This is a genomic window from Streptomyces sp. NPDC002730, from assembly GCF_042888805.1.
Taxonomy (GTDB): Bacteria; Actinomycetota; Actinomycetes; order Streptomycetales; family Streptomycetaceae; genus Streptomyces.
The window spans coordinates 57160-83658 of sequence record NZ_JBIAQG010000005.1 but is presented as its reverse complement, the minus strand read 5'-3'; the positions used below and the strand labels follow the sequence as shown (position 1 = coordinate 83658).

At 68.5% G+C, this 26499-nt stretch carries 25 protein-coding genes; 8 read left to right on the top strand and 17 right to left on the bottom strand.

Going from position 1 to position 26499, the window contains the following annotated elements; all coding sequences use genetic code 11:
* Nucleotides 1-87 precede the first annotated feature (87 nt).
* On the top strand, nt 88-645 hold the full coding sequence (locus ACFYXH_RS14000; RefSeq protein ID WP_389562394.1) for an SMI1/KNR4 family protein: 558 nt from the start codon (nt 88-90) through the stop codon (nt 643-645).
* Between the two features lie 206 nt (nt 646-851).
* A complete protein-coding gene (locus ACFYXH_RS13995) occupies nt 852-1724 on the top strand; it encodes a sigma-70 family RNA polymerase sigma factor (protein ID WP_389562392.1) in 873 nt (290 codons plus the stop codon).
* Between the two features lie 59 nt (nt 1725-1783).
* Here the strand turns inward: ACFYXH_RS13995 and ACFYXH_RS13990 are convergent, their stop codons facing one another.
* The 3 genes from ACFYXH_RS13990 to ACFYXH_RS13980 form a co-directional block, all read right to left on the bottom strand.
* Nucleotides 1784-2128: a VOC family protein gene (locus ACFYXH_RS13990; protein WP_389562390.1), complete on the bottom strand. Its 345-nt coding sequence runs from the start codon at nt 2126-2128 to the stop codon at nt 1784-1786.
* 349 nt (nt 2129-2477) lie between these two features.
* Complete coding sequence (locus ACFYXH_RS13985) at nt 2478-3221, bottom strand: PP2C family protein-serine/threonine phosphatase (RefSeq protein WP_389562388.1); 744 nt, start codon at nt 3219-3221, stop codon at nt 2478-2480.
* Nucleotides 3222-3320: 99 nt separating this feature from the next.
* Entirely contained in the window at nt 3321-4133 is an 813-nt protein-coding gene (locus ACFYXH_RS13980; RefSeq protein WP_389562989.1) for a maleylpyruvate isomerase family mycothiol-dependent enzyme, read from the bottom strand.
* A gap of 213 nt (nt 4134-4346) precedes the next feature.
* On the opposite strand from ACFYXH_RS13980, the gene ACFYXH_RS13975 reads away from it, so the two are divergent.
* Nucleotides 4347-5105, top strand: a complete 759-nt coding sequence (locus ACFYXH_RS13975; protein WP_389562387.1) for an IclR family transcriptional regulator — start codon at nt 4347-4349, stop codon at nt 5103-5105.
* 96 nt (nt 5106-5201) lie between these two features.
* Complete coding sequence (locus tag ACFYXH_RS13970) at nt 5202-6461, top strand: PP2C family protein-serine/threonine phosphatase (RefSeq protein ID WP_389562386.1); 1260 nt, start codon at nt 5202-5204, stop codon at nt 6459-6461.
* Here ACFYXH_RS13970 and ACFYXH_RS13965 read toward each other — a convergent pair.
* From ACFYXH_RS13965 to ACFYXH_RS13945, 5 genes are all read right to left on the bottom strand, one after another.
* Nucleotides 6440-6760 (bottom strand): GYD domain-containing protein, encoded by a 321-nt coding sequence (locus ACFYXH_RS13965; RefSeq protein WP_389562384.1) that lies wholly within the window; start codon nt 6758-6760, stop codon nt 6440-6442. The genes ACFYXH_RS13970 and ACFYXH_RS13965 overlap by 22 nt on opposite strands.
* Nucleotides 6761-6863: 103 nt before the next feature.
* Nucleotides 6864-7085, bottom strand: a complete 222-nt coding sequence (locus tag ACFYXH_RS13960; RefSeq protein WP_389562382.1) for a hypothetical protein — start codon at nt 7083-7085, stop codon at nt 6864-6866.
* Nucleotides 7085-7483 (bottom strand): hypothetical protein, encoded by a 399-nt coding sequence (locus ACFYXH_RS13955; RefSeq protein WP_389562380.1) that lies wholly within the window; start codon nt 7481-7483, stop codon nt 7085-7087. The genes ACFYXH_RS13960 and ACFYXH_RS13955 overlap by 1 nt, the downstream gene beginning before the upstream one ends.
* A 55-nt stretch (nt 7484-7538) precedes the next feature.
* Complete coding sequence (locus ACFYXH_RS13950) at nt 7539-9032, bottom strand: sensor histidine kinase (protein ID WP_389562378.1); 1494 nt, start codon at nt 9030-9032, stop codon at nt 7539-7541.
* The gene (locus tag ACFYXH_RS13945; RefSeq protein WP_389562376.1) at nt 9029-9739 is read right to left on the bottom strand and encodes a response regulator transcription factor; all 711 of its coding nucleotides are present in this window, start codon (nt 9737-9739) and stop codon (nt 9029-9031) included. The genes ACFYXH_RS13950 and ACFYXH_RS13945 overlap by 4 nt, the downstream gene beginning before the upstream one ends.
* A 331-nt stretch (nt 9740-10070) precedes the next feature.
* On the opposite strand from ACFYXH_RS13945, the gene ACFYXH_RS13940 reads away from it, so the two are divergent.
* Nucleotides 10071-11954, top strand: a complete 1884-nt coding sequence (locus ACFYXH_RS13940; protein WP_389562375.1) for a nitrate- and nitrite sensing domain-containing protein — start codon at nt 10071-10073, stop codon at nt 11952-11954.
* A gap of 93 nt (nt 11955-12047) precedes the next feature.
* Here ACFYXH_RS13940 and ACFYXH_RS13935 read toward each other — a convergent pair whose 3' ends face one another.
* The 4 genes from ACFYXH_RS13935 to ACFYXH_RS13920 form a co-directional block, all read right to left on the bottom strand.
* On the bottom strand, nt 12048-12344 hold the full coding sequence (locus ACFYXH_RS13935) for an antibiotic biosynthesis monooxygenase (protein ID WP_389562373.1): 297 nt from the start codon (nt 12342-12344) through the stop codon (nt 12048-12050).
* A 41-nt stretch (nt 12345-12385) separates the two neighbouring features.
* A complete protein-coding gene (locus ACFYXH_RS13930; RefSeq protein WP_389562371.1) occupies nt 12386-13186 on the bottom strand; it encodes a DUF72 domain-containing protein in 801 nt (266 codons plus the stop codon).
* Between the two features lie 68 nt (nt 13187-13254).
* Nucleotides 13255-14079: a glutaminyl-peptide cyclotransferase gene (locus ACFYXH_RS13925; protein WP_389562369.1), complete on the bottom strand. Its 825-nt coding sequence runs from the start codon at nt 14077-14079 to the stop codon at nt 13255-13257.
* Between the two features lie 56 nt (nt 14080-14135).
* On the bottom strand, nt 14136-15743 hold the full coding sequence (locus ACFYXH_RS13920; RefSeq protein WP_389562367.1) for a polysaccharide biosynthesis tyrosine autokinase: 1608 nt from the start codon (nt 15741-15743) through the stop codon (nt 14136-14138).
* Between the two features lie 336 nt (nt 15744-16079).
* Between ACFYXH_RS13920 and ACFYXH_RS13915 the strand changes: the two genes are divergently transcribed.
* On the top strand, nt 16080-17294 hold the full coding sequence (locus tag ACFYXH_RS13915; protein ID WP_389562365.1) for an NAD-dependent epimerase/dehydratase family protein: 1215 nt from the start codon (nt 16080-16082) through the stop codon (nt 17292-17294).
* The gene (locus ACFYXH_RS13910; RefSeq protein ID WP_389562364.1) at nt 17282-18316 is read left to right on the top strand and encodes an MraY family glycosyltransferase; all 1035 of its coding nucleotides are present in this window, start codon (nt 17282-17284) and stop codon (nt 18314-18316) included. The genes ACFYXH_RS13915 and ACFYXH_RS13910 overlap by 13 nt, the downstream gene beginning before the upstream one ends.
* A gap of 43 nt (nt 18317-18359) precedes the next feature.
* On the opposite strand, the gene ACFYXH_RS13905 is transcribed toward ACFYXH_RS13910, so the two are convergent.
* Together ACFYXH_RS13905 and ACFYXH_RS13900 are read right to left on the bottom strand one after the other, a co-directional pair.
* A complete protein-coding gene (locus tag ACFYXH_RS13905) occupies nt 18360-19337 on the bottom strand; it encodes an NAD-dependent epimerase/dehydratase family protein (RefSeq protein ID WP_389562362.1) in 978 nt (325 codons plus the stop codon).
* A 6-nt stretch (nt 19338-19343) separates the two neighbouring features.
* A complete protein-coding gene (locus ACFYXH_RS13900; RefSeq protein WP_389562360.1) occupies nt 19344-20471 on the bottom strand; it encodes a glycosyltransferase in 1128 nt (375 codons plus the stop codon).
* A gap of 344 nt (nt 20472-20815) precedes the next feature.
* Here ACFYXH_RS13900 and ACFYXH_RS13895 point away from each other — a divergent pair, with 344 nt between their 5' ends.
* Nucleotides 20816-21703 (top strand): class I SAM-dependent methyltransferase, encoded by an 888-nt coding sequence (locus ACFYXH_RS13895; protein WP_389562358.1) that lies wholly within the window; start codon nt 20816-20818, stop codon nt 21701-21703.
* Nucleotides 21704-21835: 132 nt separating this feature from the next.
* Here the strand turns inward: ACFYXH_RS13895 and ACFYXH_RS13890 are convergent, their stop codons facing one another.
* The 3 genes from ACFYXH_RS13890 to asnB form a co-directional block, all read right to left on the bottom strand.
* Nucleotides 21836-22957 (bottom strand): glycosyltransferase, encoded by a 1122-nt coding sequence (locus ACFYXH_RS13890; RefSeq protein WP_389562356.1) that lies wholly within the window; start codon nt 22955-22957, stop codon nt 21836-21838.
* 236 nt (nt 22958-23193) lie between these two features.
* The gene (locus ACFYXH_RS13885; RefSeq protein WP_389562355.1) at nt 23194-24510 is read right to left on the bottom strand and encodes a lipopolysaccharide biosynthesis protein; all 1317 of its coding nucleotides are present in this window, start codon (nt 24508-24510) and stop codon (nt 23194-23196) included.
* Nucleotides 24503-26422 (bottom strand): asparagine synthase (glutamine-hydrolyzing), encoded by a 1920-nt coding sequence (gene asnB / locus ACFYXH_RS13880; RefSeq protein WP_389562353.1) that lies wholly within the window; start codon nt 26420-26422, stop codon nt 24503-24505. Before asnB ends, ACFYXH_RS13885 begins: the two co-directional genes overlap by 8 nt.
* Between the last annotated feature and the right edge of the window lie 77 nt (nt 26423-26499).

The following is a 26499-nucleotide window of genomic DNA, read 5'->3' as shown; positions in this document are numbered from 1 at the left end:
CGCAGGCCGGCTTCGGGCGAGACGGTGTCAGCCGTCGGGCCCTGCGGGGCGGAGCGCTGTCAGTGGGTGGTGGTATCCATGGGCCGCATGGACATCGATCACTCCCGCGCGGAAGACCTTGAGGTACTGCGCGCAGCATTCGATCCGGAGCTGTGTGAGCCGCCGTTGGGCTGGGACGCGCTCCGTGCCTTCGAGGCGGAACACGGAATCGTCCTGCCGGAGCCGTACCGGACGTTCGTGGCCGAGATCGGCGACGGATGCACCGACGCGCCGACGGAGTACGGGCTGATACCCCTGGCCGACATGCCTTCGGACTGGGGAGACGACCGCCCGCGGCGCGACCTCGCGAAGCCGTTTCCGCTGACAGAACAGTGGCTGTGGGAGGAGGACCCGCGGCCGGAGGAGGAGATCGACGCACTCCTCGACCCGGTCTTCGACCACGGCTCGATCGTGCTCGGCACCGACGGCTGCGGCATGTACTGGCACCTGATCGTCACCGGAGAACACCGTGGACACATCTACCTGATCACCGGCGAGGGCGCCGGCCCATTCGGGGCACCGTTCGGGTTCACCACGGCCGAACCCGGGTTCGCCGGATGGGTCAAGCACTGGGCTTCCGGCAAGTCCTGGTTCGACGCCGATTGAGCGCACGTCGAACGCGCCGCGGCGCACGTTCTGGCTGCGGGCATCCGACCGGCACCGACCGGCACCGACCGGCACCGACCGGTACCGACAGGTACCGGTCAGCGGCTTGTCGCGGCTTTTCGATCAGCCGTAGCCGGATTCCTGTCACATCTGCTCGGGTTTCGTGGGTCACTCATACGACACGTGGCGACGAAGGAATGTGACCGATGGACGAGAACGAGGTTCTGGCGGAGCGCTTCGAGGAGCACCGGGCCCACCTGCGGGCGGTGGCCTACCGGATGCTCGGCTCGTCGGCCGAGGCGGACGATGCCGTCCAGGAAGCCTGGCTACGGCTCAGCCGTTCCGACACCGGCGACGTCGAGAACCTGGGCGGATGGCTGACGACGGTCGTCGCGCGGGTCTCGCTCAACATGCTGCGCTCACGCAAGACCCGGCGCGAGGACCCCTGGGACGCACACCTGCCCGAACCCGCCGTGGGCCACGAGGACACCGCCGACCCCGAGCACCAGGCGCTGCTCGCCGACTCGGTCGGCCTGGCGCTGCTCGTCGTACTCGACACGCTGGCGCCCGCCGAGCGGCTCGCATTCGTCCTGCACGACATGTTCGCGGTGCCCTTCGACGAGATCGCCCCGATCGTGGAGCGCACTCCGGCCGCGACCCGGCAGCTCGCCAGCCGCGCCCGCCGACGGGTGCAAGGAACGCCCGGGGTTCCCGAAACCGATGTCACCCGCCAGCGAGAAGTCGTCGACGCCTTCCTCGCCGCCTCACGCGGCGGCGACTTCGACGCGCTGCTCGCACTGCTCGACCCGGACGTCGTACTCCGTACGGACACCGCGGCCGCACTGTCGGGTGCGGGCGCGGCGCGCGGTGCGGCTGCCGTGGCCGACACCTTCGCGGGCCGCGCCAAGGCCGCACAGCCGGCGCTCATCAACGGCTCCGCAGGACTCGTCTGGGCCCCGGGCGGACGGCCGCGCGTCGTCTTCGGCTTCACGATCACGCACGGAAGGATCACCGCGATCGACATCCTCGCCGACGCCGAACGGCTCAGCGGGCTCGACCTGGAGGTCCTGGGCGACTGAGAAGCCGGCGCCTGCGGCTCCCCGGCCCGCCGCCCCCGTGGCCGACCGGTCAAGGCAGGTCAGGCCGCCTGGATGAGTCCGATGGCGTTGCCGTCGGAGTCCTTCACGATGGCGGTCAGCTTGCCGCCACCGACATCCTGAATGTCCTGCACCGCTTCCGCACCCGCACCGAGGAGGGCGCTGACAGCACTCCGGATGTCGTCGACGTGCCAGAAGCCGACCGGGCCGGTCATTCCCTTGCCGTGGCCATGGGGGTCCAGACCGATGTCCTGGCCGCCGGCCCTGAAGCCGACGTAGTAGGCCTCGTCCATGACGGGCTCCACACCCAGCAGCTCGCTGTACAGGGTCTTGGCCCGGGCGAGGTCCTTGACGGGGTAGATGATCGTCTTCATGCCTTCAGTCATGGCGTACTCCTCATGTCGCGGGTCTCATCAGCTTTGACGGAGTCCGGTCCGTCACTGGGCTGACCCGCCGCGCCGGAGGAATGTGACCGCTGGGAGGCACAAGAATTTCCGTCCGCCCGGCGCAGCGCGACCGGGACCCGCGACACGGCTCAGCGGCGATGCTTTTCTAGTCTTCCCGGTGAAACATGCGGGCGACATGCCCGCGATACGCGACCGAACGAGCCTCAGCGGAACGGCCCTTGCCCAGCTCAACAAGGGAGAGCGCCCCCTCGCCGTGTCAGGCCTACTGCGGCGGGTCGTACACGAAGTGCGGGATCACCAGTACGCGCTGGGTCAAAGTCACCCGGCCCTATTCGCCGATACGCACCACCGCGAACGTGATGTTGTCAGGCCCGCCCGCCTCGATGGCGGCCTTCCACAACTCGTAGGCGGCCCTGCCGTCGTCGTGCACCCGCAGCAGGCTCTCGATCGCATCGTCCGGCACCGGGTCGGTCAGCCCGTCGGTGCAGATCAAGTAGCGATCGCCCGTGGACACCGGGGCGGCAGTTATGTGCGCCGTGATGGCGCTGAACGCGGGGCTGCCACCGAGCGTCTGTGTGACGGCTGACGTGGTGCGCCGCCCAGGTGCCGGCGGCGGGCTGTCGTCCACGCTCACCTGGCGAAGTCCGTCCTCAGTAGTCACGTGGAACACTTTGCTGTCGCCGACATTGAACGTCAGCAGCGAATCCGCCAGCACGACGACGCCCGCGACCGTGGTTCCCATGGTGACCCGCTCAGGAACCCCGTCGGCCGCCGCATACACCGAGCGATTGCAGAGGTCCAGAACGTCACGGACTGCTTGCTCGCCGTCCAAGGTAGGACCGAGCGAGGCGAGTTGGCGGACGACCAGTGAACTCGCCACTTCGCCGGCCGGCTGCCCGCCGAGCCCGTCGGCGACCGCGACGACGAGCGGTGTGCCTGCGGGGAACAGCAGCGTCTGGGGACTCTCGGTCACGGTGCCGCACAGCGTCCACGGTCCGACGACGAGGCTGTCCTCGTTGTGATCCCGGATCAGCCCGTCATGGCTCAAAGCGGTCACAGCTATGTACGGCACCGGCATTTCCCGCCCTTCCGCAACGGCAGGTGTGTCCCTCACCACCATTGTGACGCCGCGAGAGTGCCGTCCGCAGTGCCCGGGCCCCGCGGAAGCGGTTCAGGGCGCCGTGAAGAGTGTCGGGAAGCGGGGAGCGAGCCAGGGCTTGCGGCCCCAGGTGAGGACGCGGCCCCGGGCGATTGCGCCCCACGGCCCGCAGCGGCCGAGCGCCATGAGCAGGAAGGTGACCGGCTCGGTGAGGATGGTGCAGTCCGGCCGGCTCGGCGGCTGCGCGCTCACGGCCACGGCGCCGTTGGTGATGGTGACGCCGAAGCGGGCGCCGCCCCAGAGGCGGATCGTGTAGCGGGCGGTCAGCCCGGCGGTGGTGGCGGTGTCGACCACTCGTGGCATGGCCGTGATCAGGAAGGGCAGGGTCAGCTCGACCCGGGCGCGGTCGATCATGTGCGGGCGGCCCAGCGCGCGGGCGAGGTCGTAGCCGTGCCCGAGCATGTGCGCCAGCAGGTACGAGCCCAGTTCGGCATGGCTCATCGGGCCCAGCGGGGTGAACACAGTCCCCTCCACCGTGCGCCGGTCCACCGCCTCGATGAACGCGGCAGCATGCTCCACGATCATCCCGGCCAGCGGATCGGCCGCGCGCTCGTCGAACTCGGCGAGCGCGCGCTCGTTGGCCTCGGCCAGGCTCTGCGCGGTGCCGTCCCCGTAGCTGCGCTCGTGCCCTGCCGCGATATCGGCCATCAGCTCATTGGCCTGGGCCAGATGCGCTGCGGCCGCCCCGACGCTCCACTCCGACCCGGGCACCGGAACACCTGTGTCGGCAACCCCGCGCAGCAGCGCGGCGATCTCCTCGGCGGTGTCGCGTATCGCGTCACCGAGTCCCTCAGGCAGAGTGCCCCGTACTTCCTGCCCAGCCACTGGCGCCACGACTCTCCCATCGTCACCCTCGTACCCACAGCGGATACGCAGCCCGTCGGCGAACTGTTCGAGATCGCCCGCGGTAGACAACCAGGCAAAGAGAGCTGCGACAAGAGCTTGGGCACCAGACCGGACGGATCCGGTCCGGGGCCATGCCGGCGGCCCCGGCCGAGGCGCCTTGCTAACGCGAAGCGCCGGGCGCAATCTGGGGGTATGGGTGCTCAAGAGGGCCCAACGCTCATCACTTCCGTGCAGCGAGCCTTCCGCTTGATGGAAGCCGTGGGGGAACACGAGGGCGGCGTACCGGCGAAACAGCTGGCGCGTGAGGTAGGGCTGCCCCTGGCCACCACGTACCACCTGCTCCGGACGATGGTCAACGACGGGTATCTACGGAAGCTGGACGACGGCGGGTTCGTCATCGGGGACAAGCTGCACATGCTGCATTCCGGAAGCCGTGGGCAGTCGCTGCTCACGCGCATCCGTCCCACGCTCGCCGCTCTGCGGGACGAGATTTCGGCAGCCGCCTATCTGACCTTCTACGAGGACGGCGAGATCCGGGTCGCCGAGATCGTCGACAGCCCCCGGGCACCACGGGCCGACCTCTGGGTGGGATTCGAGGACGCCGGGCACGCCACGGCGCTGGGCAAGTGCGTTCTGCGTGAGCTGGACGACGACTCCCGCGGCGACTACCTCTCCCGGCACCCTCTCGCCGATCTCACGCCACGGACGATCACCCACCGTTCCGAACTGCTCCGACGACTCGATTCTTCACCCGCCACCCCGGCCGTCCTGGACCTTGAGGAGTACTCCCTCGGTACGGTCTGCGTCGCCGTGCCCGTATACAGCGGGCAGACACTCGGCTCGCTCGGTGTCTCCGTCCGGGCGGACCGGCTCTCCCGAATCGATCAAGTCCTCGCGCAGCTGATCCCGGCAGCGAATCGCGTGACCAGGGGCCTTTCGCTCACTATCTGAAATCCTGCCCTTGTGACTCACCCGCTCATACCTGTTTCCTGGACAAACCGGGCGATTCAGGCCTTACCAACGAATCAGGGAGTTGCGGACGCGAACATGAGTCAGACCCGAGACGATCAGCGCGACCGCCCACGGATCTGGAAGCTCACAAAGCGGACGGCCGGCACCGTTGCGCCGGCCAAGCCGGACGACAGCCCGGGGGAAATCCTGGCCTCGGGGGCAACGAAGCTGGACCAGCCGCGCACCGCCGCCCTCCTCGCCGGCGCGCCCGCGCTGATCGTCTTTGCGGTTGCGCTCCTCGCCCTCATCAGCGGAGCCGGGGCGACCTGGTTGCCGCTGCTCGCCGTCGGACCCACGCTGGCCGCCGCCACCAGCAGGCCGTCGGGAGTCCTCCGTATCGGCTTCATCGCCGTGGCACTGGGCGCGGTGTTCGGCGTACGCGGCGGTGCGCCGGGCCGTGAGCAGGCAATCGTCCTGTCCGCACTGGTCGCCGTAACCCTCGCGGGCAGCCTGGCCAGCGCGCTGCGCGGGCGTCGCGAACGGGTGCTGGAAGCCGTCCGCTCAGTCGCCGAGGCTGCCCAGCACGCCCTCCTCAAGCCCGTGCCTGCCACGGTCGGGCAGTTCCAGGTGGCTGTCCGCTACAGCGCCGCCGCGGCGGAGGCCAGAATCGGTGGGGACCTCTACGCGCTCGTGCCCACCCCTCACGGGATCAGGCTGATCGTCGGTGATGTGCGCGGCAAAGGGCTGCCCGCGGTGAGCACCGCTGCGCTGGTGCTCGGTGTCTTCCGCGAGGCCGCCTATGACGAGCCGGATCTCCTGGATGTCGTCGGCAGGATCGAGCGGAGCCTGGCGCGCAACCTTGGTCCCGACGACTTCGTCACCGCCGTTGTCGCCGGGTACGCCGGGGCCGGGCGCATGGAGATAGTCAACTGCGGACACGCCCCTCCGCTGCTGGTTCGCGGATCCGACGTCAGGGCTGTCGAACCGACCCATCCGGCTCCGCCTCTCGGGCTGAACGCCCTCACCGGTGAGACCCCCAGCCTTCAGGTGCTGACTTTCACCGACGGAGACCAGTTGCTTCTCTACACCGATGGGGTGACCGAGGCCCGCAACCACAGTCGTGAGTTCTACCCGCTCATCGACCGGGTGGCACGGCATGTGTCGGACGAGCCGTCCCGTACCGTCGCCGCGCTGCACAACGAGCTGCTGGCGCACGTGGGCGGCCGCCTCCACGACGACGCGGCACTGCTTCTGCTCCGTAAACCGGCTGTTGACCGAATTCCGGTCGGCTCGTGTGCGGCGGTTCAGGGCGCGTCCACAGAAGCGATGACGCGTCAGGCGCCGGGTGCGCGGTAGTCCACCTTCTGGCGGACCGCCTCGTCGATCTCCTCGGGCGTCAGCAGCACGACCATGCTGGTGCGCACGCCGCCGGCCGCCGACACAACGAGACCCAAGGCCGCGGCGGAGGCGTTGTTCGGCAGGTCCACCGTGACATAGATGTCCTCCTCGCCGAATGCCCAGTACATCGATTCGAGCTGACCCCCCAGGCTCTGGACCATGCGTTCGACGACCTCACGGCGCGCCGTACCGCCTTCCTTGAGCAGGCCCTTCAGCCCATCCACGGTCAACCTGGCTCTGACAAGGTATTTCGACATCGGCCTCCGCCTTTCACAGGGTGCGTCCATCGTCGCCCTGCCTCAGCGCGGCTGCATCCCGACAGGCCGCCGGGGTGGCCGTCCCCGCGCGTCCTCCGCCCGATCAGCCCCGCCCGTCCTCCGCCGCCGCGGATTCCGCTGCGGCAGCGGCCGACTCGGCGGCATCCACGAGTGCCTTCATGTCGGTGACCTCTGCGGGGCTTGTGGTCACGGGGCCGTCGGGCGTTCCGCCGACTTTGTCGTCGCTGTTCTGCCCGCAGCCGGTGAGGGCCGTGAGGAACAGGAGGGTGGCCGCGACGGCGGTGGCGGTGCGTCGGCGGGACATCACTTCTCGCTCCCGTTGTTGTTCGCCTCGCACCAGGTCTTGACGGCGGTCAGGTCCTTCCTGCGCTTCTCGAGGGTGGGAACGAGGGAGCGGCGGAAGGTGAGCTTGTCGTTGAGGTAGGTCTCGATCTCGGTGTGACCGGCTGCCTTGGCGTTCTCGACCCGCTTCGCCAGCCGCGCGATGGAGCCGCGCTGCGTCGCGTTCCCGTCGAGGCGGGCCAGGGCTCGATCGAGACGCTTCTCGATCTTCGGGACCCGCTTGCAGAGAGCCTGGGCGCCGTCGCCGGTGGGTGCGGCGTCCGGCGACGGTGTCCCTCCGCCGGCGGAGGCCGTGCCTGCCGCGGCGAGCAGCGCGGCGACGGTGGTGAGAGCCAGGGCAGCGGTCTTGACGGTCCTCATGGCGGTTACTCCTCCGGAACAGGGCGAGGCCCATCTGCCTGCGCCTGCCGAGAAGTTAGGAGCCGTCCTTGTGGAAACCCTGTGGGTGCTCGGCAGTTCCGGTCAGCCAGTCCCGCTCGGCCGGCAGGAGGATCTCGGTCTGCCTGCTCTCCCGCACCGGGAGCCGCACCTCGATCCGCGTGCCACCGACGCCAGGGCGGTCCTGGACCTGGACGCGGCCGCCGTGCAGGGCGGTCTGCTGCGCGACCAGGGTCAGGCCGAGCCCGGAGCCGGGGCTGTCCGGTCTGCGCTCGAAGCGATGGAACACCGCATCGCGGCGTGGCGGTGGGATGCCGGGCCCGTGGTCGTCCACCGTCAGTACGGCGACCGAGCCCGTGGGGTGTCCGCCCGCTCGAAGGCCCAGCTCGATCCGGGCCCGTCCGTCGCTGCCCCGACCGTGAGTCAGGGCGTTGGCCAGGAGGTTGTCGACGATTGTCCGTACTCCGGGTTCCCATGCGTGCACGCTGAGGCGCGGCATCACCGGCACGGTGATCTCCGCTGTGGGATGCCTGCGCCTGGCGTCGGCGACGGAGGCGTCGATCACTTCGGTGAGGTCCACCGGACCGAAGGCATCGGCCTCGACCAGGTCGCCCCGTCCGAGTTCCCTGAGCATCACCAGCAGGCTCAGCAGCCGGGCGTGCTCGGCCCGGAGATCCCTCAGGACCTCGTCCCGGTCAGCCGATGCGAGGTCGGGATGCTCGGCGAGGATCTCCAGGTTCGTCTGCATGCTCATCAGCGGGGTGCGCAGTTCATGCGCCGCGGCGGAAGCGAACGACCGGGCTGTGGTCAGGGCACCCGTGGTCCGCGCGGCCTGTTCGTCATAGCGGGCCAGTACGGTCTGCAGCGTACGGGCGAGGTCGTCGACCTCGGTGACCCCGGTCCGCCTGTGGTCGAGCCTTGCCGCATCCACCCTCGGGTCGAGGCCGCTGGTGCGCTGTTGCAGCCGTCGCAGCGGGCGGCCGGCCCGCGAGGCGACAGCCAGAGCCAGCAGCCCGGACAACGGCGCGGCCAGCAGCGCCACGGTCACCACGCGTCGACGTACGAGAGCCAGTTGGTCCTCGCTCGCGGTATCGGGGGAGAACAGCCACAGCGTGCCGTCGACACCGGGGCGCGAGCCCTGCACACGCACTGACAGCACCCGCCAGCTCCTGGACCCTTCCTCGATGGTGACCGGCGTCCGAGCGCTCTGCGGAAGTGGTACGGAAGCATCGGGCTGCGGGCCGCCCGAGACGGTGCCCCGCGGCCCGGTCAGCCGGATACCGACATCCAGGCCGGAGGCGTACAACTGCCGCTCACGGGCCTGCTCGACCGCCGCGGGACGGTCGGCGGCGGTGGCCCGCAACAATCGGCGGGCGTCCCCCGCGGCCACTGCCGCACGCTCCCGCAGATGCGCGTCCTGCTCCGCATGCAGATCACGGGCGACCAGCCGGAGCAGCAACCATCCCGCCGCCAGCACCAGAACCGGCACGGTGACGCCGATGGCGAGTGCGATACGCGTCGACAGCTTCACGCGCTCCGGCCCCCGTCGTCCGGGCGCAGGACGAAACCGACGCCCCGTACGGTATGGATGATCCGTGCCCGGCCGCCGCTCTCCAGCTTGCGCCGCAGATAGCTGACGAAGGTGTCGACGGCATCCGTGCGCACCTCGAAGTCGTACCCCCAGACCCGCTCCAGCAACTGGTCCCTGGTGAGCACGATCCCCGCGTTGCGCGCCAGGACCTCCAACAGCTCGAACTCCCGCCGGGTCAGCACCAGCAACTCGCCGTCCAGCCTCGCCTCGCGGGCCGCCGGATCCAGCACCAGAAGGCCGATGCGGACCATGTCCGTGTCCCTCGGCGGCCGTCGGCGCAGCAGCGCCTCCAGCCGCAGCACCAGCTCCTGCAACGCGAACGGCTTGACCAGGTAGTCGTCGCCACCCGCCTGCAGCCCCGCGATGCGGTCCGCCGTCTCGTCCAGCGCGGACAGCATCAGTACGGGCAGGTCGTTGCCGTCGTCGCGCAGCGCCCGGCACACCTGGATTCCGTCGAGATCAGGCATCGAAATATCGAGCACGACCACATCGGTCGGCTCCCGGCGCACATGGACCAGGGCGGGCCGCCCTCCCTCGGCCAGCGACACCGCGAAACCGGCCAACCGCAGTCCCCGCTCCAGCGAACGCCGGATCGCCGGATCGTCGTCCACCACCAGCACCCGTCCCCGACCGACGTCACCACCCATCCGCGCCTCCCGCCCTCTCAGCTCCCTGTGCACCAGCCGGCGCCCACCCCATCGTGTACCAGCAAACAGCCGGATCTGCGCCCGCCAGGAACCGGTCGGCTGCGGATGTGGGAGGCCAAAGGCCGTGGGGTCGGCCGCTGCGTTACGAAATGGTGGCGTACGGTGCCCGCCGCGGCCCGGGCTCCTGTGAACCGGTAGCAACCAGACCCTTACTCCCGGGAAACCACGCCGGGCACCCCGGTTCGTAACGTCGTCGGATGTGATGCGCATCCAACGACGCCTGTTACAGCAACCGCCCACTCTGCCCGGCTGGGGCACGATCCGCGGCCGTGTGGCCATCGTGCTCGCCGTCCCCACCTGTCTGCTGCTGGTCGTGACCGGCCTCGGCGTCGCCGACCGGGCTGCCGACTTCTCCGCGGCGCGCGAGACCTCCGGCCGAGTCGAGCTCCTCCTCAAGGCCCAGGACCTCGTGCGTGAGCTGCAGCGCGAACGTGGCCTCACCAATGGCCTGCTGGGCGGCGCCGCGAAGTACCGCGACGACGTCGATGTCCAGCGCGCACGCACCGAAACCGCCCGTGCCGGATTCGACGCCCTGCTCGGGGCGGGGGCCGCGGGAGCGGACACCGCCGACGCCCTACGGGAGGCGCTCACCCCGGTCGCGGCACTGGCCACCGTACGCCGCCAGGTTGACGGCGGCACTGGTCAGCGCGCCCCAACCCTGGCCGCGTACACCAAGGCGATCGATGGACTGATCGGCGCCGCAGCCGCGGAACCGGCTCGCGGTGACCGCGGCCTCGCCGAGGCGATGGGCGCCTGGCAGGCTCTCGTCCGAGCCACCGAGGCCGTCGCTCTTGAGCGCGGTTCCCTCAACGGGGTCTTCGCGGCAGGGCGTTTCAAGCGGAGCGAGTTCCTCGACTTCACCGAGGTGCGGGCGGCCCGGCTGGCCTTCCTGGCCCAGTACGCCGAACTCGCCACCCCCGCCCAGCAGTCCGCGCTCGACGCCGCTTTCGCCACCGGGGGCGCCCGGCGGGCCATCGGCTACGAGAAGCGGGCCGAGGGCGGAGCCGATGGCAGCCGGCTCGCCGTGGACCCCGGCACATGGTGGTCGTCGATGACCGCACTCGTCGACCAACTCCATGGCGTTCAGCGGCAGATCGGCGCCGAGGTCCGGGTTCGCGCGGACCGGATCGGGGACGACGCCACCGGCCAGCTGGGCGGCTTCATCGGCCTCGGTGTGCTGATCCTCGCGGTCGCGGCCGCACTCGCCGTGCTCTCCGCCCGCTCGATCACCCGGCCGCTCGTCGCACTCGCCGATGAGGCCGACTCGGTCGCCCGTACCGGGCTGCCCGCCGCCGTTGCCCGGATCCAGGAGGCCGAGGCGGACGACGAACTCGTCTCCGGACCGTCCCGCAGGGTGCCTGACAGCGCCCGCGAGATCACCCGGCTCGCCACCGCCCTGCACAATGTCGAGCACACTGCGATAGGTCTTGCGACCGAGCAGGCCGTGCTGCGCCGCAACAGCTCCGAGTCGCTCGCCTCCCTCGGCCGCCGCAATCAGGCACTGCTCTCCCGCCAGCTCGGCCTGATCACCGCGCTGGAGAGTCAGGAGATCGACCCGGACGCACTCGGCGAGCTCTTCGAACTCGACCACCTGGCCACTCGCATGCGCCGCAATGCCGAGTCGCTGCTCGTGCTCGCGGGGGAGGAGCTGCCGCCGCGCACCTGGTCGGGACTGGTGTCGGCGGCCGAGGTGGTGCAGTCGGCGATCGCCGAGGTGGAGCAGTACCAGCGCGTCGCCGTGGTCGACGTACAGGAGGGCCGGATCCGCGGCCGGGCCGTCGCCGAGCTCTCCCATCTGCTCGCCGAACTCATCGAGAACGCCCTGCTCTTCTCACCGCCTACGCGTCCGGTCGAGATCTACGGCTGGCGCGACGGCGGCGAGTACTGCCTCGCGGTCGTCGACCGCGGCTCCGGGATGACCGCCGAGGAACTGACCCGCTCCAACGCCCGGCTCGCGGGCCGGGAGTCCTTCCTGGTCGCCCCCACCCGCTACCTCGGCCACTTCGTCGTCGGGACCCTCGCAGCCCGGCTCGGCGCCCAGGTCGAACTGCGCCCCACCCAGGGGCAGGAGGGAGTCTGCGGAGTCACGGCGTACCTTGCCCTGCCGACCGCTCTCGTCGATGTGCCGCAGACGCAGCCGGCGACGGCCGGCTGATCGTGTCTGCCTTGCCACGGTCGGTCCGGGGCCATGTCTTCAGTGGCCCCGGAGGCAGGGGGGAGTGCGGCGGCGGTGGGCGCCGCGGCGGTCTCAGGCGGAACCGACGCCGAGCTCGCGGCCGCGGTAGAAGCCTTCGCGCTCCTCTACGACGTACGGGGCCATGGCCGCACGCCGCTGTGTCTCCGCCTCGGAGGCCCGCCAGGAGTCGCACGCCTCTCTGGTGTCCCAGAACGACACCCCGGTGATCTCCTGTCCGTCCTCGGACCAGTACGCATAGGCGCGGCGCAGGCCTTGCGGGTGCGGAGCAGGGCGCCAGACCCTCTCGAACTCCTCCAACGCGCCCGGCTTGATGCGGCGCGTCGTCACCCAGACGAAATGCTCCTCCATCGCAGCCTCCTCTGGAACGCCGGTTCGACTCGACGGTCATCTCATCGTAGGTCCGTGGCGCCGCTTCCGCCCGCCGCCAGGGCCGACGGCGTACGGCTCACTGTCCGGCCCAACGCGGCCGCTGCCCGGCCGAATTTCGCGGCGTCCACGACCGCCGCACCGCCCAGGTCGTTGTTGAAGTACACATACACATCGTCCTCGTCCGGCCAGGCGTCGGAGAGGCGTCGGGCCCAGGACTTCAGCGCTTGGCGGCCGTAGCGCGGCGGGGGCTCGGCGATGCCGCCGTGCAACCGCACGTACCCCCACGAGGCTGTACGCCACAGCGGTGTCACCGGGCGGGACCCCCGATCCGCCCAGCACAGCGCGCTGCTGTGCCGTTCCAGCACCGGCCGAAGCTCCCGCTCGGCCTCCCACCAGGAGGTGTGGCGGAATTCGACGGCCACCCGGACCGTGCCGGGAAAGCAGCTCAGACAGGCGTCCAGAGCCCCGACGTCCTCCCGGAAGTTGGGCGGCAGTTGCAGCAGTACGGGCCCCAGCCGGTCGCCCAGGCCCTCGGTCCGGTCCATCAGCCGGTGCACCGGCTCCTCCGGGTCGTGCAGCCGTTTCACATGGGTCAGATAGCGACTGGCCTTGACCGCCATGACGAAGCCCTCCGGCGTCCGCTCCCGCCAGGAGGCGAAGATCTCCGTGGTGGGAAGCCGGTAGAAGGCGTTGTTGTTCTCCACAGTGGCGAAATGCCGGGCGTACTCCTCCAGCCACAGCCGCTGCGGTTGCTCGGGCGGATAGAGAACGCCGCGCCAGTCCTTGTACTGCCACCCTGAGGTTCCGACGAGCATGGGCATGGTCAGATCCCTGCCCATGAGGCAGCGGAATGTCGCCGATCAGCACTGCAACGGCCCTGCATGGTGAGTCACCTGGGAACGAAGGCGACCCGGAACATCTTGGGCCACCATTTGCCGGTGAGCAGGAACTGATGGGTCCCGGGAATGGCCGCGATACCGTTCAGGACGTTCGCGTGCCGCCTCTCGGCTGCGCCGAGCAGTGCCGGAACATCAATGTCGCCGGTCACCGTGCCGGTGTTGGCGTCGATACGCACAATCCGATCGGCCGACCAGACGTTTGCGTACACGATGTCACCGACGCATTCCAGCTCATTCAGCAGGCTCACGGGCCGCCCATGAGCGGTGACGGCAACCTCCCCTGTCTTCACGAGTGTTCCGGGGTCCCGGAAAGTGAGCCGGGAGGAGCCGTTGCTCGTCACCAGCCGGTCGCGGTGCCGCTGGTGACACACTCCCCAGCCTTCGTCCCGGTAGGGGACCCGGCGCAACTCGGCCAGCGTCCTCGCGTCCCGTTCGACCGCGACACCGTCCTGCCAGGTGAGCTGCCACAGAGTCGGCCCCACAACGGTGATTCCCTCGCCGAACAGCGGCAGGGGCAAATCGGCGCGGACCGCGGGAGGCTTGCCGAGCGGCCCCGCCCGAACCGACGACTGTCCGGCCACGCCTGTGCTCTCGTACAGCATGCCGCCGGTCATCTCCAGCCCCTGGGTGAAGGCCTTCGGGTCATGGGGCAGGACCTCGACGACCTCGACCTTCAACCGCTCGACCCCTGCCGCGGCCCGCCCGTGCATGCCCGGGCCGCGGCCCTCGGCTCCGCCACCCGTCCCGCACGACGGGACGAGCATCCCACTGACCAGGGCCACGACCACGACAGGGACCGCCGGCGCAAGACGCATGACGCCTCACACCGGCACGGTGGCCGACAGGAGCAACCGTGCCCCGTCCGACCGGCTCACGGACGCTCGCTCCCGAGGCGTAGTTGTCCCGGCGTCGGCTCGCCGCCGGTGGGGGGCGAGGGGACGACCGAAGGGGACAGGCCGTCCACGAACACCGGCCGGGTCACCTGGTTCTGCGGTCGTGTCTTGGCCGAAGCCGGCGCCCCGTGCCCCTTGGCAGCGGGTCCTCGGCCGGGGACCACTGCCGCGAAGCGCGACGACACGAGCGCGGTAAGCCGGTCTGTCGCGTTCTGCTTCGGCCGGTACTTGTACGCATAGCCGTATGCCTCGCCCTCCCCGCGTGCCGGAGCGCCATTCATGACGGCCCCCAGCACAGGGACGTTGACGCGTTCGAGGATGCGCAAGGCGTCGACGACCTGGCTCCTGCTTGTCCGCCCGGCGCGCGCCACGAGCAGGTAGCCGTCGATGGAGGGTGCCATCGCTGCCGTGTCGGCGAAGGGGAGCACCGGAGGGGTGTCCACCACGACATGGTCGAATTGCTCGGCAAGAGAGTGCAGCAATGAGGCGAACTGGGTGCTTCCGAGGAGCTGGGTCGGGTTGGGCGGAATCACCCCACTGGTGAGCACGGAGAAGAACCCGGCCGACTGCAGTACCTGATGCAGCTCGGCCTGGCCCACCAGAGCTGTGGTGAGCCCGGCGTCCCTGACCAGGCCAAGGGCTGGAGCAATCGATGGGCGGCGCAGGTCGCAGTCGATCAGGCACACCCTCGCGCCCTCTTCGGCCAGTGTGGCGGCCAGGTTGACCGACACGCTGCTCTTGCCCTCACGGGGCAGCGGGCTGGTGACGGCGATCACCTTCGGCCGCTGGTCCACTTCCGCGAACTGCAGGTTGACCCGAAGCTTCCGGAAGCCCTCCGCACGAGGACCGTGCCTGTCGTCGCGCAAGGAGATCGGCTGCCGTACGGCTCGCGGGTCCTGCACGATGCTGGACAGCACGGGAGGCCCACCGGCCCCTGCCAGGCACTCGGCGAGGGCTTTGGAATCACGCATCGACGTGTCCACTGTCTCCAGTGCGACACCCAGACCCAGCCCGAGAACCAGGCCCACCGCCAGACCGAGCGCGACATTGAGAGTGGTGTTCGGCGACGAAGGCGCGGACGGCACGGTGGCAGGCTGGGTGACGGTGAGTCGCACCGGGGAAGTGGACTTGCTCTTCTCCGGACGTTCCAGCTCTCTGATCACCTGTGCGAAGCGAGCAGCGACCGCGTTGCTCATCCGGGCAGCTCGCGCCGCCTGGGTGTCGGTGACGGTCAGACGGACCAGCACCGTGTTGAGCGGCGCCTCGGCCGAGATCCGCTCAGCCAGCTGAGACGGCGTCAGATCGAGCTGGAGGGATTTCACGACCGGCTTGGTCACCTCCGGGCTGGCCGCCACATCGGCGTAGGACTGGACTCTCGCCTGGGTGAACGAGTTCCCCTGATTCAGCTGGGACGTGTCGGCAGCACCACCCTGGAGGGAAGCGAACAGCGTGGTCGTTGCCCGGTACTCGGGAGTGGCCAAGGCACTTGTCAGGATGCCCGCCCCCGTCCCCAGCAAAGCCACAAGGGTGATGACGTGCCATCGGCGGGAAAGGACTCGTAGGTATTCGCGCAAATCCAAGGCCATCCCCGATCGGAGTGAGTGAGTGGACAGTCACGCTAGGACCACGCTGAGGGATTTGGGGCACATGGCATGCACGCTCGCGCTTTAGTACCCCAACGGAGTGCATGGGCGTCCCCTCGGCGGCGCCCCCATGTCATTCAGCGTGGTCTCCACGAAACTCGGGTCGGGGACGCCGTCCTTCAGGGAGCGGGCACCGTGATGACGCAGACATTGATGCCGCCGACACGGTGAGACTCCTATCTCCTTGCCAATCAGAATGTTTCGGAGGAATATGCCTGCCACTCGCTCGACGCGGTTCCCGTCCATCTCTTGAGTGACACTCGTCAGGCGAATGGAGCCATGCCGGCCGTCAAGGGGGGCACGAACGGGCTAATTGCGGGTTCTATTCATTCTATTTGCGTTATCCCCGGTTATCGTTGCCATGCGTCGCCGGTGCACATGCCCCCGGCAACGCCCCACCCGCAAACCTGGAGTGACGGCGTGATGGATCGTCCGAAGTACCTGGTCACCGGAGGAGCCGGCTTCATCGGTTCCCATCTCGTCGATGCACTGCTGGCACGTGGTGAGCCGGTCGTCGCACTCGATGACCTCAGCACCGGACGCCTGGAGAACCTTGCGCATGCGCGCGAGCAGGGTAACTTCCAATTCATCAACGGCTCCGTACTGGATGCGCCGCTCGTAGACGATTTGGTGCGTGCATGTGATTGTGTAGTGCACCTGGCGGCAGCCGTAGGCGTGAAACTCATCGTCGAACAGCCGCTGAATTCCTTCACCATCAACACCAAGGGCACCGAAACCGTCATCGGGTCCGCACACCGCTATGGCCGAAGGGTAATCCTCGCCAGTACATCGGAGATCTACGGCAAGAACTCCTCCGGGCCACTGAGCGAGACCTCCGACCGCGTCCTGGGCAGTCCCTCTGTCCCACGGTGGTCCTACAGCACCGCCAAGGCGGTCGACGAGATCCTTGCCGAGCTGTACCGCCGGGAGTACGGACTGCGTTCCACCATCGTGCGGTTCTTCAACACCGTCGGTCCCCGGCAGAGCCCCGCCTACGGCATGGTCATCCCGAGATTCGCCCGTCAGTCGGTCCGAGGAGAACACCTCACCGTCTACGGCACCGGGCAGCAGAGCCGCTGTTTCCTCCATGTCGCGGATGTGGTCGAAGCGCTTCTGTCGCTGATCGACCTTCCGGATTCCGTAGGTGAGACCTTCAATGTCGGCAGCGACGAGGAGATCAGCATTCTGGATCTCGCGGAGCGGATCATCGCCTGCGCCGAGAGCACTTCGTCCGTGCACCGTCTCTCGTACAGCGAGGCCTACGGACCGGGGTTCGAAGACATGGAGCGTCGCGTCCCCGACACCACGAAACTCAGGGCCTTCACCGGCTGGCAGCCGCAACGGAACCTCGACGATGTACTCGCGGACGCCGTCGCGGATGCCCGAAGCGAGGTGAGGCGGCAGGTACTCGGGCTTGTCGCCGACGGCCAGGCCAAGGGGGACACAGGCAATTCCACCGGCCAGACCGTGCTGGCGGGTCCATGTCCGGTCTGAGCCCCTGGTTGGTGTCGGCAGTCGCGGGGCTGGGGGCTCTACTCATCGCTGCCCTGCTGACCGAGCCACTGCGGCGGCTGGCCCTGCGGCGGGGATACACCGACCAGCCGAATGCACGCAGAGTCCATGTCCACCCCACGCCTTATCTCGGCGGCATCGCGGTCGCGTGTGCCACCCTGTGCTCCGCGAGTGTGGCGACACTCGCCGCGAAGGAGCACGACACCACGGTTGGCGTCGTGCTCACATGCGCTGCGCTCGTCGCCGTTCTCGGCCTCGCCGACGACCTGCGTCCGCTCAGTATCCGTGTTCGTGTCTGCATCGAGGCGGCGGCAGCCCTGGTGGTGGTTCTGTGGTGCGGCCATCCCGTGCTCTTCGGTACATGGCTCGACGTGGTCGTCGCGGTCGCGTGGATCCTCTTCACCACCAACGCGTTCAACCTGCTGGACAACATGGACGGCGTGGTCTCCACCGTGACCGTGGTGACCGCGGGATTCCTCTGCTGCGCCGCTCTCTCCGGCGGTCTGGTGGGCACTGCCTCGGTCATGGCCGCCCTGGCCGGGGCGTGCGCAGGCTTCCTCTTCCACAACTGGCATCCGGCACGGATCTTTCTGGGTGACGCGGGCTCGCTTTTCGTGGGCTTTCTGGTGTCGTCCGCCACGGTGTCTCTGCACAGGGACAACGGCGCCCTGTCCGGGTACACCAGTCTGTTCCTCATCACCTTGGTCGTCACCGCGGACACCGGACTGGTCATGGTCGCGCGACGCAGGGAGGGCAGACCTGTGCTGCAGGGCGGTAGGGATCACATCGCCCACCGACTCCGCCGCTTGGGACTGACGGTTCGTCAAGTAGCCGTTGTCATCGGGGGCTTCGCAGCCATGACATGCCTGACAGCGGTGCTCGTCATGTTCAAGGTCCTCCCGCAGAACGCCGTGCTGGTCACGGTTGTCTCGATCACCCTGGTGGCCTGGGGGCTGCTTCTGAGGGTCCCTGTGTACGCCGTGAGCGGGGACGCACAGAGCTGAGGGGAGCCACGGTGCGTCGCCGTGGCTCCCCTCAACTCTGTCGTCAGCCCACTTCCACCGTGAGGGACTTGGCCGGTGGCAGCTCGGCGTACTCGGGCAGGGTACGGAACCAGCGCACCGTCTCGGCCAGTCCACGCGGCAGCGACACTTGGGCGACATCGGGGAAGAGCTCGCGCAGCAGTCCATCCGCGGCCTGGGAGTGGCGGACGTCTCCCGCCCTCGCCGCCTCGTGCCGGATGTCGGCCGGCGACCCGACGATTTCCGCGAGCTGCTGGGCGATGTCGATGAGGGGCACCCGGGTACCGAAGGCCAGGTTCACCGGACCGGGGTACGAGACCTTGCGCAGGACCGCATCGGCCAGCACCCTGACGACGGTTCCGACATACGTGAAGTCCCGCGTCTGCAGTCCGTCGCCGAAAACCCTCGCGGGCGTGCCGCGCAGCATGGCATCGATGAAGGCCGGGATCACGGCGGCATAGGCATGGCCGGCCGGCTGCAACGGCCCGTAGACGTTGAAGAACCGAAACGCCAGAACCCGGAGGCCGAACGAGGCGCCGTAGGCGAGGGCATAGGACTCGGTGGCGAGTTTGCTCGCGGCGTAGGGGCTCATGGGCTGGGTCGGCAGCTCCTCGTGTTTTGGAAGCACGGGAACGGCACCGTAGACCGAGGAGGACGAGGCGGCGACCACCGGCAGGCCTGCGCGTCGGCAGGCCTCGAGGACGTACACCGTCCCGGTCGCATTGACGTGATGACTGGCGACCGGGTCCGCCAGCGAGCGCGGCACGGACGGGCGGGCCGCGAGGTGGACGACAGCGTCCATTCCGGCGACAACGCTGTCGAGGAGGTCGGGGTCGAGAATGCTGCCCTCGATCAGCTCCGCGTCGACTCCCACCAGGTTGGCTGCGAAACCTGTGCTCAGGTCGTCCAGAGCGATGACCTTGCCCACGTTCGGGCGCGATGCAAGCTCTCGGCAAAGGTTGGCGCCGATGAAGCCGGCGCCTCCCGTAACAAGGACGTTCAACAGTGCTCACCTTTCGAACGGGGATGCGGTCCACCAGCCTCGAGCGACGGCGATGGAGGTGTAGAGAGCCTGTGTGTCGGCCACCAGACGTTCCTCGCTGAAGCGCCGGCTGGTGAACGCACGCGCTCGTGCCCCCATCTCCTGGCGCAGTTCCCCGTCGCGCAGCAGAGTCACGGTGTGGCGAGCGAGTTCACCGGACGACAGCCCGGCCAGGAGCCCCGTCGTTCCGTCCTGTACGACCTCCGCGACGCTGCCGACGTTTGTGGCCACCGCCGGCAGCCCCGCCAGGCCGGCCTCGATCAGGCTGACGGGCATGCCTTCGTTGTCCGAGGTCAGCAACACCAGGTCGGCCGCCGCGTATACGGTCTCCACGTCTGCGCGCCAGCCCAGCAGGTGGAGTGAGTCACCGAGGTCGGTGACCGCTTCCGGATCCGGCTGGAAGTCGCCCGATCCACACACCACGAAATGTGCTGCGGGTACGGTGCGGCGCACCTCGCGGGCTACGGCGAGAAAGCGGTCGGGTCGCTTGATTCCGGTAATTCGTCCCACATAGGCAACCACGGGACAGCCCTGCGGGAGTCCGAGCAGTCGCCGGGCTTCCGAGGGCTCTGGTGCGGTTGCGAGTCTGGTGCCGGGCGGTACGACCGTGAATTGGTTCGCCTTTCCGATACCGGCGGCGACGAGGTCGTCCCGCACCCGGCTGCCCACGGCAACCAACCGATCGCTGAGGGCTGCCAGCCTGCGCTCGGTCTGCACCAGGACGCGAGTCTTCGTCGGGGAGAAATAGCCATGCAGGAGATGGCCGTGAAATGTGTGCACCCTTGAGGGGACACGCGCCAGCACGGCAGCCGCCCGCCCCAGTGCGCCCGCCTTTGCTGTGTGCGTGTGGACGATATGGGGCCGGAATCGGCGCATGGCTGCCGTCAGTTCGAGCAGGCAGCGCGCATCGTCCGTGGGCCGCACAGTCCGGCCCAGGCCATTGAGCCGATGGACCGGCAGGTCGGGTGCCCGCTGCTCCAGATAGTCCGCCTCACCCATACCCACAAGTCCGGCAATCAGCTGATGGTCGAATCGCTCGGTATCCAGCCCCCGCATGAGGGCCGAGACCTGGACGGCCGGACCGCCGATATTCATTCTCGTGATGACTCTCATCACGCGTAGGCGTGGGATGCCGAAACCCGTGCTTTGGTGCGTGGCAGTCGACATGTGCCAGATATTAAGCCGAGCACACTCCGGTATCTGTCAAGGGCGCGAAGTATGTGTCCACGGCTTTGGCCAACCCTGTCGGAATTATTTCGAGAGGCCGTGGAAGGCGCACCGAGAGCCCGGTATTCGGTTGATTCTTGTGCCCATCACCGCAGCGCTGAGCCCCTTTTCGGCCGACGTCTGATATACCCGCGTCAGTACGCACGTTACCCCGTTACGCACGTTTGCCGGGAATCCGCGGTACATGTTCCCAGGAGGAAGGAGACCATGAGGTGATCGACTGCTCCAGCGAGGTAGAGCAAGGCAAGCGCTTTGCCTTCGGCCGTAACTGGCAGAAGTTCAGCAGGCTGGTCGACGAGGACCGTATCGCTGTCGCTCGGGAGTCCCTCGTAGCGGCCCTGGGGACCGGCGACCTTGAAGGGCGCACGTTCTTGGACATCGGCTGTGGCAGCGGGCTGTTCTCGCTGGCCGCACTCCAACTCGGTGCGAAGGTGCACTCCTTCGACTACGACCCCGACGCCGTGGCGACCACCAGGCAGCTGCGTAACCGGTACGCCCCCGACAGCGACTGGCGGGTGGAGCAGGGTTCGGTGCTGGATTCCTCCCTGACCTCCCGCCTCGGACAGTTCGACATCGTCTACTCCTGGGGAGTGCTGCACCACACGGGCGCCCTGTGGGAGGCCTTGGACGCCGCCTGCAGACTGGTCGCCCCCGGCGGGCTGCTGTATGTGTCGATCTACAACGACCAGGGCCTGCGCAGCCGGGGGTGGACACGTGTCAAGCGCACGTACAACTCCTCCGGCCCGGTGGCGCGGCGCTTGCTGGTCGCCGGGAGTGGGGTGTACCTGAACGCCCCCCGACGAGCGGTCACCCTGCTGAAGTTGGCCATCACGGGGCGTCGTCCCGCCGGCGGCCAGGTCCGACGGGCCCGCGGCATGTCCGCCCGATACGACCTGATCGACTGGGTCGGAGGTTATCCCTTCGAAGTTGCCGCTCCGGAAGAGGTGTTCCGGGTGGGCCGGCGCCATGGGCTGGAGCTGCGTCATCTCAAGACCTGCGGAGGAGGCCTGGGCTGCAACGAGTACGTCTTCGCCTCGTTCGCCGACGAGGACACCGCGCAGACGTCATCCGAGGCGCGCAGCGCGACCGCGGTGGCCTGACCTGCGTTACGAGCCGCGGTGCCCGCGCTCGTCCCGTGCGGCAGCCCGGTCGGCGCCGCCGACGTCAGCGGACGGGCGCCGACCCGCCGTTCCGGGCGTAGCGCAGTAGCAGCACCGGTCAGACTCCCCCGCCTACTTGGCGGATCTGCGACGTACCAGCAGTTCCCGGTACAGGCTGACGTGGCGCTCCACCATGGTGTCCGCGTTCAGGTTCTCGTGTGCCCACTGCCGGGCTGCGTTCCCGAGTCGCGTGGCGGCTGCGCGGTCGGTGAGCATCCATTGCAGGCCCTGCGCAAGAGCTTCCGCGTCGGCGGGCGGCACCAGCACACCTCGATCGCACAGCAGTTCAGGCGTTCCACCGACCGCGGTGGCGACCATGGGCCGGCCGACAGCCATGGCCTCCATGACCGCGTTGCTCAGGCCCTCTTCCAGGGAAGGCAGGACGACGACGTCCGCCCGAGCCAGAAAAGCGGGCACATCGGTGCGATGGCCCAGCAAGCGTACGTCGATCCCCAGCCGGTCGGCCTGTCGCTGCAGATGGGGACGCTCTGGACCCTCACCGATCAACACCAGGGTGCAGGGCAGCCCGCGCTGTTGCATCCGGCCGACGGCGTCGAGCAGGTACTGGTGGCCCTTGTAGGTACGCAGGTTCGCCACGCACAGCACTACCGGCAGATCCGTGGTCAGATCAGCGGGAGCCGCCGTCCGGAAGTCCCGCGCCTCCATCCCGTTGTGAATGACGGCGATCTTGTCCTGCGGCAGGCCTTCCTGGCGCCGGGCATCCTCGGCGACCGCTTGAGCGTTCGCCACGACGAAGTCGGTCATGCCGGTCGCGACCCGCTCCACGGCCAGCAGCCCACGGCGCCCTTCCTTGAACGTGCCCAGGCTGCGCCGCCCGGCCACGCACACCGGAACCCGTGCAAGGTGGGCAGCGGGAGCTGCGAGGACGTAACAGTGGAACAGGTAGGCGTGGAAGACCTGCGGCCGTGTGCGTCGCAGGTGTGCCATGAGTCGAGCGAACGCCCTCACGCCGACCGCGGTGTTCTTCACGGCGCCTCGGAGATCGACCCATGGCCGGATTCCCCGGCAACCCAGGCTGATCACCGTCACCCCCGAATCCGCAAGTTCCGCCTCACGCGGCCCTCGTTTTGCGGACAGCAGCACCAACGTGGTCTCAATGCCTCGCGCAGCCAGGCCGCGAGCGAGCAGCACGACCTGCTTCTCCGCACCGCCCAGCCCTAATTGACCGATCATCAGGCACACCCGGGACGGTCCCACAACGTCGCCGACAGCCCCGGCGATCGGCATAGCCCTGGCGTCGAGGCTCCCAGCCACTGATACCAGCTCCATTCAGCCAGTGGATTCGGGTACTGCACAGCGCGCTTTCCTTCTCGTCCAGCCTCTCAGCCCTTCCTGTTCCGCCATCAACCGCGACCCGCCGTCGTCCGGGTGATGGACCGCAGTAGTGACGGTCACCAGACCACCAACGGTTATCCGGCCGGCGGCAATGGCGAGGCTTGCCTTTGCGGCAAACAGCGACGCACCGCCGCAAGGAGCGCCAGCACGTCTGCAGTGGCAGGGAGCAGGTTCCGGACCTCGATACCGGCCTCCCTGGCGAACAGCCGCGCCTGGCAGGCCGCCAGCAGGGCGTATCCCAGCGAGGAGGCGATCGCGGCTCCGGCAGCGCCCCACACGGGAATCAGCAGCAGGTTCAGTGCGATGTTGACTGCGAGGGCGATCACAGACGGCACGACGACCAGCCGCGCACGGCGCAAGCGCAGCAGGTAGGCGCTCGGGAGCCGGGTCGCCCCCAGAATCATCACGCCAGGGGCCAGCAGCATCACGAGCGGCACCGCATCCGCATACGCCGCACCGTACACAGCGGAAACCAGCACGGGGGCGGTCAGCGTCAGAGCGAGGGCCGAAGCGAGGGCCAGGAGGACTGCGTACCGCGAAATCCGCACGGTGACGACGGCGGATTCGGCGGCGCTGGATTCGAACTGGCGGTTCAGCATGACCTGCGAGGTTACATCGGCCAAAAGGCGGCTGTAGCCGACCAGGGTGACTGCCAGGGTGTAGATACCGACTTCCCGGGCGTTGGTGAACGCACCCAGAAGAAAGACGTCCGCGTACAGCAAGAGGAAGACTGAAGCGGGGCCGAGGTGGTACCGGGCGCCGGTGACCACAGTCGTGCGTACGAGTCTCAAGTTTGGGCGGCGCACCGCAGTACCGCCCATGATGGTGAACACCAACAATTGAACTGCCTCGGCGACGACCCAGACGAAGACCACTGACGCGGGCGTCAACCCGGCTGTCACAGCCAGCGCCAACAGCGCCAGGCACTGAACGAGCGAACGAGTCAGCGCGGCCCGGTTCGCCACCTGCGACCGGCCCCGCAGCAGCACAATGTTGTTGGCGTAGTTGACTGCGACGCCCAACGGTACGCCCAGGCAGGCCATTGCCACGATGGACAGCCCCGGCAGGTGGAGCACGTCAGGACCCAGCGCCGCCACACACGCTGTGCCGGCAAGCCCGCCCAGCGTTCCGAGTACGAGAGCGAGCGACACGCTGTTGCCTGCGAGTGTTTCCCGGCGCTCCGGGTCGGTCCACAAAGCGCTCTGTGCCTGTTCGACGGACAGGTGTCCCAGAATGGTGGCTGTAGTGGCGACGGTGATTGCCATGGAGTAGACGCCCCGGCCTTCGGGCTGCAGCGACCGGGCAATGACGGCGCTCGTGACAGCGGCCAGCACGAGGCATGCCGCCTGGCAGCCCACCATGCCGAGTGCCTGCCGCGTGCTGTCAGCCACGGCACCCAGGGGCGCCCTCGGGTACGGCGGCCGCTGTGACACGCGGCCGGTCCGCGCAGGTGCGGTGCCACAGCTCGAACTGCAACAGCGACCAAATCCGACTGGACTGGTCGCGCCCATTGAGGTGCTCGCGCAGCAGTCGCTGCACTTCCTCCGGCCGGAAGAGACCGCGGGAGCGGGCGGTGTGGTCGGTCAGCAGGTCGAAGGCCATCGGACGCAGTTCCCCACGTAGCCAGTCCGCCAGCGGCACCCCGAATCCGGCCTTCGGCCGGGCGAGCAACTCGGGTGGCAGCCACGGAGTCATCGCCTTCTTCAGCAGCGTCTTGGTCACCTGACCGTCGACTTTCCACCGCCCGGGAAGGCCTGCGGCCCACTCCATCAGATGGTGGTCCAGGAAGGGGGAGCGAGCCTCGAGCGAGTGAGCCATGGTGGTCATGTCCACCTTGGCGAGCAGATCCCCCGGCAAATAGGTGTTGACGTCGACGTCCATAAACCGATTGACGTCCTCGTCGGCACAGGAAGCGTCGAACGTCTGTCTGATGAGGTCGTAGCTGTCGACGCCGGCCACCTGCTCGTGCATCGCCTCGGTGTACAGGGCGTCCTTGCCTTCGCTGGTGAACTGAGACATGAGGCTGGCGTAGCGGCGCTGTGGCGTCTCACTCAGCAGCCGCAACCCACGGCCGACCCTGCGCAGCCGGGGAGCGATGTCTGCCTGCGCCAGCGCGGAACCGATCTGGTTCAGTGCGCCGCGCAGAGCGATCGGGGGCTGCATCCGCCCCACTCTCTTCATGAACGCATAGCGCCGGTAGCCTCCGAAGCATTCGTCTCCCCCGTCGCCGTTGAGTACTACCGTCACGTGCCGGCGGCTCAGTTCGGCCACGAAGAAGCAGGGAATGGCCGAGGAGTCGGCGAACGGCTCGTCGAAATGCCGGGCCAGAGTGGGCAGAATCTCCAGCGCGGACGACCCGGCCACCACAAACTCGTGGTGGTCGGTTCCGTAGCGGCGGGCCACGGACGCCGCGTAGGACCGCTCGTCGTAGCGCTGATCGTCGAATCCGATACAGAACGTCTTCACTGGCTGATCACTGAGCCGCGCCATGGCGGCCACCACCGCGGAGGAGTCGATACCGCCGGACAGAAACGCCCCCCGCGGGCGCTCGCTGACCATGCGGACCCGAGTGGCGTCCAGCAGCAACTCCCGTGCCTGCTCTGCCGCCTCCTGCTCGCTGCCCACGGGTCGCGGGGTGAAATCCAGCTTCCAGTAGCGTCGCAGGCGCGCCTCGCCCTCCTGCCATACCAGCAGGTGCCCGGGAGGCAGCTTGTGAATGCCGCGATAGATCGACCATGGGGCCGGTACGTACTGGTAGGCCAGATAGTGGTGCAGAGCCACCGGGTCCAGCTCACGGGGTACCGACGGATCGGCCACAAGAGCTTTCAGCTCCGACGCGAACGCCAGCGAGGTTCCGGCCTGCCGGTAGTACAGCGGCTTCTTGCCCACCCGGTCCCGTGCGAGCAGCAGCCGGCCTCGCGCCGCGTCCCAGATCGCGAAGGCGAACATGCCCCGCAGATGTCCGACCAGGTCCTCGCCGTGGTCCTCGTACAGATGGACCAGCACCTCGGTGTCGCTGTCGGTGGCGAATCGGTGCCCGCGCGCGGCCAGCTGCTCCCGCAGCTCCATGAAGTTGTAGATCTCGCCGTTGAAGACCGCCGCGACGGTGCCGTCCTCGTTGTAGACCGGCTGTGCTCCGCCGGCCACGTCGATGATGGCGAGCCGGCGCATCCCCAGGGCGGCGTGGGCGTCGCTGTGGTAGCCCTCTCCGTCCGGCCCCCGGTGGACGATGAGGCGGCACATCTCGCGTACCTGTTCGGGGTCGGGAGGGCTCGTTGACACGATTCCAGCTACACCGCACATAAATACTCCCAGCATGATGCGCCGTCGGATAATTGGTCCGTCGCCATCGCGGGCCCCTGCTTGCCGGTGCACCGCCT

What these genes read in the sequence shown, in the direction of transcription:
- ACFYXH_RS13920 (WP_389562367.1), bottom strand. Translation starts at nt 15,743, where the DNA reads ATGGCCTTGGATTTGCGCGAATACCTACGAGTCCTTTCCCGCCGATGG.
- ACFYXH_RS14000 (WP_389562394.1), top strand. Translation starts at nt 88, where the DNA reads ATGGACATCGATCACTCCCGCGCGGAAGACCTTGAGGTACTGCGCGCA.
- ACFYXH_RS13900 (WP_389562360.1), bottom strand. Translation starts at nt 20,471, where the DNA reads ATGAATATCGGCGGTCCGGCCGTCCAGGTCTCGGCCCTCATGCGGGGG.
- ACFYXH_RS13890 (WP_389562356.1), bottom strand. Translation starts at nt 22,957, where the DNA reads ATGATCGGTCAATTAGGGCTGGGCGGTGCGGAGAAGCAGGTCGTGCTG.
- ACFYXH_RS13945 (WP_389562376.1), bottom strand. Translation starts at nt 9,739, where the DNA reads ATGGGTGGTGACGTCGGTCGGGGACGGGTGCTGGTGGTGGACGACGAT.
- ACFYXH_RS13990 (WP_389562390.1), bottom strand. Translation starts at nt 2,128, where the DNA reads ATGACTGAAGGCATGAAGACGATCATCTACCCCGTCAAGGACCTCGCC.
- ACFYXH_RS13960 (WP_389562382.1), bottom strand. Translation starts at nt 7,085, where the DNA reads ATGTCCCGCCGACGCACCGCCACCGCCGTCGCGGCCACCCTCCTGTTC.
- ACFYXH_RS13955 (WP_389562380.1), bottom strand. Translation starts at nt 7,483, where the DNA reads ATGAGGACCGTCAAGACCGCTGCCCTGGCTCTCACCACCGTCGCCGCG.
- ACFYXH_RS13910 (WP_389562364.1), top strand. Translation starts at nt 17,282, where the DNA reads ATGTCCGGTCTGAGCCCCTGGTTGGTGTCGGCAGTCGCGGGGCTGGGG.
- ACFYXH_RS13975 (WP_389562387.1), top strand. Translation starts at nt 4,347, where the DNA reads ATGGGTGCTCAAGAGGGCCCAACGCTCATCACTTCCGTGCAGCGAGCC.
- ACFYXH_RS13915 (WP_389562365.1), top strand. Translation starts at nt 16,080, where the DNA reads ATGCCGGCCGTCAAGGGGGGCACGAACGGGCTAATTGCGGGTTCTATT.
- ACFYXH_RS13970 (WP_389562386.1), top strand. Translation starts at nt 5,202, where the DNA reads ATGAGTCAGACCCGAGACGATCAGCGCGACCGCCCACGGATCTGGAAG.
- ACFYXH_RS13965 (WP_389562384.1), bottom strand. Translation starts at nt 6,760, where the DNA reads ATGTCGAAATACCTTGTCAGAGCCAGGTTGACCGTGGATGGGCTGAAG.
- ACFYXH_RS13935 (WP_389562373.1), bottom strand. Translation starts at nt 12,344, where the DNA reads ATGGAGGAGCATTTCGTCTGGGTGACGACGCGCCGCATCAAGCCGGGC.
- ACFYXH_RS13925 (WP_389562369.1), bottom strand. Translation starts at nt 14,079, where the DNA reads ATGCGTCTTGCGCCGGCGGTCCCTGTCGTGGTCGTGGCCCTGGTCAGT.
- ACFYXH_RS13995 (WP_389562392.1), top strand. Translation starts at nt 852, where the DNA reads ATGGACGAGAACGAGGTTCTGGCGGAGCGCTTCGAGGAGCACCGGGCC.
- ACFYXH_RS13930 (WP_389562371.1), bottom strand. Translation starts at nt 13,186, where the DNA reads ATGCCCATGCTCGTCGGAACCTCAGGGTGGCAGTACAAGGACTGGCGC.
- asnB (WP_389562353.1), bottom strand. Translation starts at nt 26,422, where the DNA reads ATGTGCGGTGTAGCTGGAATCGTGTCAACGAGCCCTCCCGACCCCGAA.